The following is a 10,270-nucleotide window of genomic DNA, read 5'->3' on the forward strand; positions in this document are numbered from 1 at the left end:
CGACACAGCGGCGAGCCGCAAGCGGCAGATTCGCATCGGCGGATTTCTTTCACCTGAAAGCTGGCTGTGCGCCTTTCAGCCCGGGAGCTGCGCGCCAGTCCGGCCGCACATTGCCCCGCCTCATATGGGATGTCGGAATCTAGCGACGGGATCGCCAGATGCGCCAATGGGAGGGTGAGATCAGCACCGCCTCGCCGGCCCAGACATTGAACCACACGCCGGATTTGCGCCGGCATGGAAAGGTCCAGGGCACGACGCCCGTCTTGTGCAGCCGCCCGAGTTCCAGATCGCAATCCTCTGGCGCGATCTGCATCGGCAGCCATCGGCCGCTGGTGTCGGTATCACCCATGCCACCCGATCTAGTCGGCGGCACGCGCCTTGAACTTGATTCAGCGCAACGAAGTCAGCCCGTGAAACCACGGACCTCCGTGCGTTTCTCCAGATCAGTGCATTGAGACCCACGCCCTCGCCTCGCGCTGGGCCGCGGAGATTTCGGCTTCCGACATTTGCCCGGCGACTTCCTGGCGCAGCGCGATGGCGTCCTTGCGGCCCTTCAGCGCGGCAAGGTTGAACCATTTGTGCGCGGCGACGAGGTCGACGAGGCCGGAACGGCCGCTCGCCCAGTACAGTCCGCGCTCGAACAGCACGTCCGACAACGCGCTCGCGTCGATCGGCGTCGCCGTCTCCAGATCGAAAGTCCCCTGAAACATGTCGCATCCCCTTTTATCATTGTGCCGCCTCGTTCCCCCGAGCGCGGCTCCCGTCCAACTCTGATTTGCATGATCCTTCTCGGAAAACCGGAAACCCACTTTTCCGGGATCATGCGCTGTTCAACTCGTCCCCATGCCGTTTGCCGGCTTGTTGGAGGCGATGATGACGGGCAATTTTGAATGGCAGTTTAAGTATCGCGATGAAGGGGACGTAAACGCGAGCGCGCGAGACCCTTGAGGCGAATGCAAGAAGTCCGCGATTTGCAGGCACTTCTGCGATTCGTCAGACTTGGTTTACCCTGCGATGTTCGGATAACGATAACCATCGTGCGCGGTCGGAAGCGCGAGAGGCAACCGCGCAGCGCGAGCTCATTGCCGGCGAAAGCGGGGAATCCGCGACGCCGAGGCGCTTCAGCGAGACAACGACCGAATTCTGGAAGAATGGGACGCCCGGCCCGGGCGACAGCGCCAGCACACGGGGCGCGACGATCATGAGGCGACGATCGCCTGCTCACTGGCAAGCGGTACCGCGCGTCGTACCGAGATGTCGGGAAATGAAATGCCGGCAGGATCCCGGCTCAGGGGAACGAGGGCGTCGGCGAACACGTCAGGACCAGATTCCACTTTGGCCCGAAGGCCGCTTGTGAAATTGCGGAGCCCCTTGAGGGAAACCGCACCGAACGAAGAAAACTCGTTTCTTCTGCCGGGCCGGACTTTTGCGAGCGAACTCGCAAGAAGCGAACGACCCGACCGTTGACCTGATGTCTCGCCGACACCCTCTATCGTCGACCAGAGCCCGCTAGAGAGGCGCTGATGACGTGCCGGCTATCTAGGAGCCGGCAACTTCAGAGGCGAAGTTACTTCTTCTTCTTCGCGACCTTGCGGGTCTTCTTCGCAGTCTTCTTCACTGCGCTCTTCGCCTTCTTCGCCTTCTTCGCTTTCTTGGCCATGTTGCCCTCCGATGTGTGAGATGGCTTTAATCGCTGCGTGCATTCGGGGATCGAATGCACTTCATCCCGAATACACCAACACAGCGAAAAAAACAGCTTCCCGCTTAAGGAAGTGTTGACGCAGCAAGCCGCGTGCGCCTTGCGCGCTCGGTGCGAACGCTCCGCAAGAGACGCGCTTGCGATTGCAGGCAGCGCTCGCAGCTTCACTCTCGCCGCGCGTCGCGATTGCACGAAAACCCTATGCAGCAAGTATTTTCCTGCATGCGTGCTTCGCGCGCGATCACTGCGAAGATGCGCGCAGCGACTCGCTCGAAGGCGCGCGAGAGGCCTTGCGCGGACTCTGAGTCGCGACTTTTGGCAACGAAAATATTTTCATGCTTAACGGCGCCAGCGTTCGCCGTCGCGCGCTCGAAGCACCTTTTGGCGCGAATCGAAGATGGCGATTCGGTTGGGCTTGAAGGCTGCGATCGAGCCGGCGATCGCTGTCGTCGCGCGCGTGCGACGGATGCGCGGCGGGTTGATCGCGGTGACGACGCGCGCCGTCACCGCGACATGTCAGATGCCGAGCTTCGACTTGAGCAGGTCGTTGACGCTCTGCGGGTTGGCCTTGCCGCCGGACGCCTTCATCACCTGGCCGACGAACCAGCCGAGCGACTGCGGCTTGTCCTTAACCTGCGCGGCCTTGTCGGGATTGGCCGCGATGATGTCGTCGACGACCTTTTCGATCGCCGAGAGGTCGGTGACCTGCTTCATGCCGCGGCTTTCGACCAGCGCGCGGGGATCGCCGCCCTCGTGCCAGACGATCTCGAACAGATCCTTCGCTATCTTGCCGCTGATCGTACTCTCGCCGATCAGATCGACGATCGCCGCAAGCTGCTCGGACGTGACCGGAGAGTCCGTAATATCCCGGCCTTCCTTGTTGAGACGGCCGAACAGCTCATTGATCACCCAGTTTGCCGCCAGCTTGCCATCGCGCGCGCGGTTGGCGAGCCTGTCCAACACCGTCTCGTAGAACACCGCGCTCTCGCGCTCGGCAACCAGCACGCTCGCATCATAGGCCGACAGGCCGAAGTCGGCGACGAAGCGCGTCTTCTTCTGGTCCGGCAACTCGGGCAGGTCCGCCTTCAACTCATCGACGAATTGCTGCGAGAACTCGAGCGGCAGGAGATCGGGATCGGGGAAGTAGCGGTAGTCGTGCGCCTCCTCCTTGGACCGCATCGAGCGCGTCTCGCCCTTGTTGGGGTCGTAGAGACGGGTCTCCTGGTCGATCTCCCCGCCGTCCTCGATGATCTCGATCTGGCGGCGCGCCTCGTACTCGATCGCCTGGCCGATGAAGTTGATCGAGTTCATGTTCTTGATCTCGCAGCGGGTGCCGAGCGGCCCGCCGGGCTTGCGCACCGAGACGTTGACGTCGGCGCGCAAGCTTCCCTTCTCCATGTCGCCGTCGCAGGTGCCGAGATAACGCAGGATCGCGCGCAGCTTCGTCACATAGGCCTTGGCCTGCTCGGCGTCGCGGATATCCGGCTTGGAGACGATCTCCATCAGCGCCACACCGCAGCGGTTGAGGTCGACATAGGTCATGGACGGTGACTGGTCATGCAGCAACTTGCCGGCATCCTGCTCCAGATGCAGCCGCTCGATGCCGACGGTGACGCTGCGGCCGCCGTCGAGCTCGACCAGCACCTCGCCCTCGCCGACCACCGGCGATTTGTACTGGCTGATCTGGTAGCCCTGCGGCGAGTCTGGATAGAAATAGTTCTTCCGGTCGAACACCGAACGCAGATTGATTTTTGCGTTGAGGCCGAGTCCGGTCCGGACAGCCTGCCTGACGCATTCCTCGTTGATGACGGGCAGCATGCCCGGCATCGCGGCATCGACCAGCGACACATGACTGTTAGGTTCGCCGCCGAACGCGGTCGAGGCGCCCGAGAACAGTTTTGAGTTCGAGGTCACCTGAGCATGAATCTCCATGCCGATGACCATCTCCCAGTCACCGGTGGCGCCCTTGAGAAGCTTGTGCGTGGCCGTGCTCATGTCTTGCTCCCGAGCAGCGTGGCAGCAATCCGCTCCCACTCCGCCTCCAATGAATCCTTTGCCGCGGGCTGGCCGGCCTGGCGATACCAGTAGCCGGCATTGCCGAGATCGCCTTCGACGCGGTGCAGATAGGCGTGCACCCAGGCGGCGTCGCGGCTGTTGTCGTCCTGAACGATCCTGTGCGCCTGGTCCCAGTCGCCCTTGGCGGCCCACCAGAGACCGGCGAGCGGCGCGTTCAGGTCCGGCGCGGGCGCCGCGCCTTCGAGGCTCGCGATGAACGCGGCGACATTCACCACCACCTCGCGGGCGTGAAGCGGCCGGCCGCCTGCTCGATCACCTCGCCGAGCGAGAACAGTGTCTCCTCGTCGAAGGGCCGACCGATCAGCTGCAGGCCGAGCGGCAGGCCTTGCCCGTCCTTGCCAGCGGGCACGGCGATACCTGGCAGGCCCGCCATGTTCACGGTGACCGTGAAGATGTCATTGAGATACATCTCCACAGGGTCCGCGCCGCCCTTCTCGCCGATGCCGAATGCGGCGGAGGGCGTTGCGGGGGTGAGGATCGCGTCGACGCCCTTGGCGAAGCAGTCCTCAAAGTCCTTCTTGATCAGCGTGCGGACTTTTTGCGCACGCAGGTAATAGGCATCGTAGTAGCCAGCCGACAGCACGTAGGTGCCGATCATGACGCGGCGCTTCACCTCGGCGCCAAAGCCTTCGGCGCGGGCGTTCTCGTACATCTCGATGATGTTCTTGCCTTGCTCGCGCAGGCCGTAGCGCACCCCGTCATAGCGCGCGAGGTTGGACGAGGCCTCGGCCGGTGCCACGATGTAATAGGCCGGCAGCGCATATTTCGTGTGCGGCAGCGACACCTCGACGAGCTCTGCGCCCGCGGCTTTGAGCCACGCCGCGCCCTCGCTCCAGAGCTTCTCGATCTCGGCCGGCATGCCGTCGAGACGGTACTCCCTGGGAATGCCGATCTTCATGCCCTTCACGGATTTGCCGATCGCGGCCTCGTAGTCGGGTACGGGAATGTCGACCGAGGTCGTGTCCTTCGGGTCGTGACCGGCCATCGAGCGCAGCAGCATCGCTGCGTCGCGCACGCTGCGCGCGATCGGGCCAGCCTGGTCGAGCGACGAGGCAAAGGCGACGACGCCCCAGCGCGAGCAGCGGCCATAGGTCGGCTTGATGCCGACGGTCGCGGTGAACGCCGCCGGCTGGCGGATCGAGCCGCCGGTGTCGGTCGCAGTCGCACCCATGCAGAGCAGCGCCGCCACGGCCGAGGCCGAGCCGCCCGACGAGCCGCCCGGCACCAGCGTGGCGTTGGAGCCATCGCGCCGCCAGGGGTTGCCTACGGGACCAAAGCAGGATGTCTCGTTCGACGAGCCCATCGCGAACTCGTCATTGTTGAGCTTGCCGAGCATGACGGCGCCGTCGCGCCAAAGCTGCGAGGTGACGGTGGACTCATAGGTCGGCACGAAATTGCCGAGGATGTTTGAGCACGCCGTGGTGCGCACGCCCTTGGTCGCGAACAGATCCTTGATGCCGAGCGGAATGCCGGCGAGCGGGCCGGCATCGCCCTTGGCGATCTTGGCGTCGGCCTCGCGCGCCATGGCGCGCGCCTGGTCGGGCGTCTCCATCACGAAGGCGTTGAGCACGCGCGCGGCTTCGATTGCGCCGAGGTGCGCGTCGGTCAATTCCAGCGACGTGAAAGATTTGTCGGCGAGACCCTCGCGGGCCTCGGCGAGCGTCAGCGATGTCAAATCGGTCATTTATTGATCGGGCTGCAGAAGAACGGAGACAGGGTCTTGTCGTTGGCCGGGTCGTCTTTTTTGGCGGAGGCTTTCGCCGCCGCTTCGATCTCGTCGAGCACGGCATTGACGGCGACATTGGGATCGGCAGCCTTGCCCTGCCGCTCCATGGCGTCGAGATAGTTCATATAGGCCTGGTAGGCCTTCTCATCGTCGCATAGCAGGCACATCGGACCTGGTGTCCTTAGTTTGACGCGTTTTCTTCACGCGAACCGGCTTCCACTTCGCTCGAAAACGCTATGCAAGTTACTCGACGACCTTCGGCACCAGGAAGAAGTGACCTTCGGTCGCCGGCGCATTGGCAACGATATCGTCGGCGATCTCGCCGTCGTTGACCACGTCCTGACGCTTCTTCATCTGCATCGGAGTCACCGAGGTCATAGGCTCGACGCCGTCGACATTCACCTCCGAGAGCTGCTCGACAAAGGCGAGCATGGCGTTGAGCTCGCCCTGCAAGTGCGGAACCTCGTCTTCGGAAACCGCAATGCGCGCCAGATGCGCGATGCGGCGGACGGTAGCAGCGTCGACGGACATTATATAAGGCCTCTAACGGCAAAACCTAACCGCCGTATAGCAGAGGCCCCTTTTGCGCTGCAACCGGCGCTTCCCGCCTAGCCGGCCAGCGCTTTCAGGCGGGCCTGCGCCGATCTGGCCAGATCCCGGGTCAGTTCTGCCGCCGGCACCTCGCGGCCCATGGCGATGGCCTGGCCGGCCCAGAGGTTGGTGAAATCCACCCTGCCCTGCTTTTCGGCAGCGGCCTTGAGCGGCCCCAGCGCGGTCGCGGCATGGGGAAAGACCGGCGCGTCCGGCGATATCGGGCCGACTTCGCGCATCAGGCGGTTCTGCACCCCGCGCGCCGGCCGTCCGGTCATCACGTTGGTGATGACGGTGGAATCGTCCCCCGCCTCGGCGAGCGCCTTGCGGCCACCGGGCGTGACCTTGGATTCCGGACAGCGCAGATACGCGCTGCCGATCTGCACGCCGGACGCACCGAGCGCAAAGGCCGCGGCAATGCCGCGCCCATCGGCGATGCCGCCGCAGGCGATCACCGGCACCTTCACGGCATCGACGACCTGCGGCACCAGGGCGAAGGTGCCGGGCTGCTCGCTGATCTTCTCCGTCAGGAACATGCCGCGATGACCGCCCGCCTCCGCGCCTTGCGCGATTACGGCGTCGACGCCGCGCTGCTCGAGCCAGACCGCTTCCTTCACCGTCGTGGCCGACGAGATGACGATGCATCCGGCCGCCTTGACGCGCTTGAGCAGCGCCGCCTCCGGCAGACCGAAATGGAAACTCACGACCTCCGGCTTCAGCTCCTCGACCACCTCGCAGAAGGCCGCATCGAACGGCGCGCGATTGGCGGCATTGATCGGTGCGGCCGGATCGAGGCCGTGCTCGCTGTAGTAGTCCGCAAGCCGCTGCTTCCAGCGTGCTTCGGCCTCGGCCGTAAGATCGACCGGCGTGTGGCAGAAGAAGTTCATGTTTACCGGCGCGGAGACGTGCTTGCGGATGGCGCCAACCTGCTCCCGCGCCTTCTCCGCTGACAGCATCGCACAAGGCAGCGAGCCCAGTGCGCCGCCTCGTGCAGCGGCAATCACGAGCTCCGCATCCATCACGCCCGCCATCGGCGCCAGCACGATCGGGAATTCGGTCTTGAAGAGGTCGATCAGTCGACGGTCAGGCCACATGGTTTGGTCTCTCTAGTTGGCTCGCTGCAACCCCTCTCCCCTTGTGGGAGAAGGGAAAGAAGCACCGGAATTGCGCCGGCCAGCAAGAAGCAGCTCCGCTTCGATTGCAATCCGCTCGACGATTTCGGCCGCGGGCGGAATATCATGGATCAGGCCGACGGCCTCGCCGGCAAAGACCGCCGCGACCTCGAAATTGCCCGCGGCTTTCGCCGCGGCGTACTCAACGGCCACCTCGCCGGCTCTTTGCATCAGCTCGATCTCGCGGCCAGTCCAACGCCTGATATGGTCGTTGACCAGCGTGCGTGCGGTGAACGGGGCTGGCCAGAACAGACTTCGAGACCAGTCGACGATGACGCCGCGCACCGTGTCATTGCTGTTCGCCGCGCGAATGCGCTGCTTCGCCTCCTCCGCGCCATCGGCCTCCACGCTCGCATAGAAGCGCGTCCCGATCAGCACGCCGGATGCGCCCAGCATCATCATTGCCGCGAGGCCACGACCATCCGCAATCCCTCCGGCCGCAACGACCGGTACGCGTCCGGCCGCAAGATCGACGATCGCCGGTACGATGTCGACGGTGGTGCGCGATGCGCCATGGCCGCCAGCTTCAGTGCCCTGCGCGATCAGGATCTCTGCGCCGGCGTCCAACGCCTGTTTTGCCATGTCCTCGCTCTGCACCTGGCAGATCAACCGTGCACCGTGCGCCCTGACGCGCGGTGCAAACGGCGCGGGATCGCCGAATGAGAGCATGACGGCCTGCGGACCCGCGTCGAGCGCAACATCGAGGAGCTCGGGTTGCCTGGCGAGGCTCCAGGTGATGAAGCCGATGCCGAACGGCGCAAAGCCTTTCAGCCGGGCCGTCTCGGCCTCCAACCGGGCGCGGTCGCCGTAGCCGCCACCCAGGATCCCGAAGCCGCCGGCCTCGCTCACCGCACGCGTCAGCCGGCTGCCCGCGATCGTATCCATGGGCGCGGACAGGATCGGATGCGTGATCCCAAGAAGCTCCGTCAGCGGCGTCGCAATCGGCATGGCTCCTCCCACTCTGGACAGCAACGTTAAGCGCGAATAGCATTCTCGAAAATTGAATTCTTGTGAACGCTGCCATCTCGGAAACGAAACGACACCATGGAACTCAGCGATATCAAGACCTTTGCCGCGGTGGCCCGCGCCGGTGGTATCACCCGCGCCGCCGAAGAGCTCAACACCGTGCAGTCGAACGTCACCCAGCGCATCAAGGCGCTGGAGGCCGAGATCGGCACGCCGCTGTTCGAGCGGCACAGCCGCGGCATGACGCTCACCGCCGCCGGCAAGCGCCTCTTGCCCTACGCGCGAAAAATGGCCGCGTTGTCGAACGAGGCCGTGCTTGCCGCGCGAGACGATGGCGAGCCGAAGGGCCCGCTGGCGATCGGCTCGATGGAGACAACCGCCGCCGTGCGGTTGCCGCCGCTGCTTGCCGATTTCCACCGCCGCTTTCCGGCGGTGCGGCTGACCTTGCGCACGGCGACCACCGCTGACCTCGTCGCTTCGGTGCTCGATGGTGTCCTCGACGGCGCTTTCGTCGCCGGACCGATCGAGCACGCCGACCTCGTGGCCACCAGCGCGTTTCGCGAAGAGCTAGTGGTTCATCACAGTGGTTTTGACTCTTTGGCGGCAACTGGATAGGCGCGACCGAGTTTGGCGCGGGCTTTGTCGGTTGTGAACATCCATTTGATGCGGTCTCGCGCCTTGTTTCGCTGCCGTTGCCATGCTGCGATTTCTTTTCGAAGCCTTTTGGGATCGTCGATGCGACGGCCGAGACACTGGCGCTGCAGCACGCTGATCTCGCACTCGACCATATTGAGCCAGCTGGCGTGTTTCGGGGTGTAGTGGAACTCGAGGCGGCGCAGGATGCGACGGGCCTCGGCAGGCGCAAATGCCTGATATAGCGCGCCGGCCGTATGAATCGACAGATTGTCCTGCACCACACGGATGCAGGCGGCATTGGGATAGTGGACGTCGACGAGTTCGCGCATGCAGTGCGCGTAGTCGACCGCGGCGCGGTGGTCTGTAACCTTGACATTGCGCCAGCCGCGATGCGGATCGAAGGTGACGAAGAGATTGACGGTACCGTTGCGGCGATATTCGTAATCGTAGCGCTCGCGCTGTCCCGGTTGGGCAGGGATCGGCTGGCGTACCTCGCCGATCAGCTGGACTGGGGTCTCGTCGAAGCAAACCAGGGGCCGCTCGGGATCCGGCGCCTCGGCGTAGAGATCGAGCACATCCTCCATCCGGGCGACGTATTCGCCGTCGACATGAGGAATGCACCACATATCCCGGCGCCACGGCTTGAGGTCGTTGTCGGCCAGCCGGCGGCGCACGGTCTCGCCCGACAGGCTGGCGTGATCGGTGAGCTTGACCATCGCGTCGGCCAGCAATGTCAGCGTCCAGCGTTTGCGGCCGGCGGGCGGCTTGGCGCATGCCGTCGCCACCAGCAGGGCCTCTTCCTTGCCTGTCAGCTTGCGTTCCGCGCCCGGACGCGGCTCCTCACTCAAGGCCCGCTCCAGATTGCCTTCTACGAAACGGCGTTTGGTCCGGCCGACGGTGGAAAGGCTGACCCGGACGGTTCGGGCAATCTCCGCGTCGCAGCTGCCTGAATCGGCCGCCAGCACAATCTGAGCCCGTTTGAGTTTGCGGGCGGAATGCGTGCCGCCGCCGAGCATTGCCGTCAGTTCGTCCCGCTCGGCTTGGCTCAATTCGACCCGATAACGTACATTCATGCTTCGCCTCCTTGTCGGAGGCCGGGACGAATCCAGCTATGAGTCAAAAATCAGGCGCGCACTTCACCGAGAAGCAGGGACACTATCTCGCTTTCATCCATACCTACTCGTACATGTTCGGACAGCCGCCCGCCGAGGCCGACATCCAGCGGCATTTCCGCGTCAGCCCGCCGTCAGTCCACCAGATGATCCTCACCCTCGAACGCAACGGGTTCATTCGTCGCCAGCCCGGCGTCGCTCGAAGCATCGAGATCCTCTTGCCACCCGAAAAGTTGCCTATCCTCGGATGGCTCGGTATCAAAACGTCAAAATCACTGTGATGAACCACTAG

At 64.1% G+C, this 10,270-nt stretch carries 12 protein-coding genes and 1 pseudogene; 2 read left to right on the forward strand and 11 right to left on the reverse strand.

Annotated elements, in window-relative coordinates; translation table 11 throughout:
- Window positions 1–139: 139 nt before the first annotated feature.
- The 10 genes from AXW67_RS21310 to AXW67_RS21355 all read right to left on the reverse strand — a co-directional run bounded on the left by AXW67_RS21310 (window position 140) and on the right by AXW67_RS21355 (window position 8,212).
- The gene (locus AXW67_RS21310) at window positions 140–349 is read right to left on the reverse strand and encodes a hypothetical protein (RefSeq protein WP_063679419.1); all 210 of its coding nucleotides are present in this window, start codon (window positions 347–349) and stop codon (window positions 140–142) included.
- Between the two features lie 94 nt (window positions 350–443).
- Window positions 444–710 carry a hypothetical protein gene (locus tag AXW67_RS21315; RefSeq protein ID WP_027553118.1) on the reverse strand — a complete coding sequence of 89 codons (267 nt, stop codon included), beginning with the start codon at window positions 708–710 and terminating at the stop codon, window positions 444–446.
- 1,328 nt (window positions 711–2,038) lie between these two features.
- Entirely contained in the window at window positions 2,039–2,206 is a 168-nt protein-coding gene (locus tag AXW67_RS42795; RefSeq protein WP_161491278.1) for a hypothetical protein, read from the reverse strand.
- A 9-nt stretch (window positions 2,207–2,215) separates the two neighbouring features.
- Window positions 2,216–3,694, reverse strand: a complete 1,479-nt coding sequence (gene gatB, locus AXW67_RS21325) for an Asp-tRNA(Asn)/Glu-tRNA(Gln) amidotransferase subunit GatB (RefSeq protein WP_063679420.1) — start codon at window positions 3,692–3,694, stop codon at window positions 2,216–2,218.
- A complete protein-coding gene (locus AXW67_RS21330; RefSeq protein ID WP_145927760.1) occupies window positions 3,691–3,993 on the reverse strand; it encodes a hypothetical protein in 303 nt (100 codons plus the stop codon). The genes gatB and AXW67_RS21330 overlap by 4 nt, the downstream gene beginning before the upstream one ends.
- Complete coding sequence (gatA, locus tag AXW67_RS21335; RefSeq protein ID WP_063679421.1) at window positions 3,984–5,459, reverse strand: Asp-tRNA(Asn)/Glu-tRNA(Gln) amidotransferase subunit GatA; 1,476 nt, start codon at window positions 5,457–5,459, stop codon at window positions 3,984–3,986. Before gatA ends, AXW67_RS21330 begins: the two co-directional genes overlap by 10 nt.
- Complete coding sequence (locus tag AXW67_RS21340) at window positions 5,456–5,668, reverse strand: hypothetical protein (protein ID WP_027553114.1); 213 nt, start codon at window positions 5,666–5,668, stop codon at window positions 5,456–5,458. Before AXW67_RS21340 ends, gatA begins: the two co-directional genes overlap by 4 nt.
- Window positions 5,669–5,744: 76 nt before the next feature.
- On the reverse strand, window positions 5,745–6,032 hold the full coding sequence (gene gatC, locus AXW67_RS21345; RefSeq protein WP_063679422.1) for an Asp-tRNA(Asn)/Glu-tRNA(Gln) amidotransferase subunit GatC: 288 nt from the start codon (window positions 6,030–6,032) through the stop codon (window positions 5,745–5,747).
- Window positions 6,033–6,109: 77 nt separating this feature from the next.
- Complete coding sequence (locus tag AXW67_RS21350; protein ID WP_063679423.1) at window positions 6,110–7,186, reverse strand: NAD(P)H-dependent flavin oxidoreductase; 1,077 nt, start codon at window positions 7,184–7,186, stop codon at window positions 6,110–6,112.
- A gap of 12 nt (window positions 7,187–7,198) precedes the next feature.
- Window positions 7,199–8,212, reverse strand: coding sequence for an NAD(P)H-dependent flavin oxidoreductase (locus AXW67_RS21355; RefSeq protein WP_063679424.1), 1,014 nt, complete (start codon window positions 8,210–8,212; stop codon window positions 7,199–7,201).
- 96 nt (window positions 8,213–8,308) lie between these two features.
- Here AXW67_RS21355 and AXW67_RS21360 point away from each other — a divergent pair.
- Window positions 8,309–8,806 (forward strand): annotated as a pseudogene (locus AXW67_RS21360) (LysR family transcriptional regulator); the annotation flags it as partial.
- Window positions 8,807–8,808: 2 nt separating this feature from the next.
- Here the strand turns inward: AXW67_RS21360 and AXW67_RS21365 are convergent.
- On the reverse strand, window positions 8,809–9,939 hold the full coding sequence (locus tag AXW67_RS21365) for an IS630 family transposase (RefSeq protein WP_063675747.1): 1,131 nt from the start codon (window positions 9,937–9,939) through the stop codon (window positions 8,809–8,811).
- A gap of 38 nt (window positions 9,940–9,977) precedes the next feature.
- On the opposite strand from AXW67_RS21365, the gene AXW67_RS21370 reads away from it, so the two are divergent.
- A complete protein-coding gene (locus AXW67_RS21370; RefSeq protein WP_063675745.1) occupies window positions 9,978–10,259 on the forward strand; it encodes a LexA family protein in 282 nt (93 codons plus the stop codon).
- The last annotated feature ends 11 nt before the right edge of the window (window positions 10,260–10,270 follow it).

It is taken from the genome of Bradyrhizobium neotropicale (assembly GCF_001641695.1).
Taxonomy (GTDB): Bacteria; Pseudomonadota; Alphaproteobacteria; order Rhizobiales; family Xanthobacteraceae; genus Bradyrhizobium; species Bradyrhizobium neotropicale.